Source organism: Streptomyces aurantiacus JA 4570 (assembly GCF_000414115.1).
In the GTDB taxonomy this organism is placed as follows: Bacteria; Actinomycetota; Actinomycetes; order Streptomycetales; family Streptomycetaceae; genus Streptomyces; species Streptomyces aurantiacus_A.
This window is the reverse complement of sequence record NZ_AOPZ01000554.1, coordinates 1-209: the sequence shown is the minus strand read 5'-3', so window position 1 is coordinate 209 and position 209 is coordinate 1. Positions and strand designations below refer to the sequence as shown.

1 protein-coding gene is annotated in these 209 nt (G+C 72.2%); it reads left to right on the top strand.

Features of this window, described 5'->3' with window-relative positions; all coding sequences use genetic code 11:
• The coding region (locus STRAU_RS38070) for an AMP-binding protein (RefSeq protein WP_037664655.1) at positions 1 to 209 on the top strand (209 nt) is incomplete at both ends.

The window sequence follows — 209 nt, the reverse complement described above, 5'->3', positions numbered from 1 at the left end:
GACCGTCTCGCGCACATCCTCGACGACAGCGCCCCGCGTGTCCTGGTCAAGGACGGCTCGCTGCCCGAGGGTCTCGCCGTCCCCTCGATCCCCGTCGTGGACGTCCGCGCGGACGCCGACCAGTGGGCCGGGCACACCGGGGACGACCTCTCGGCGCCGGGCCTGACACCGTCCCACCTCGCCTACGTGATCTACACGTCGGGTTCGAC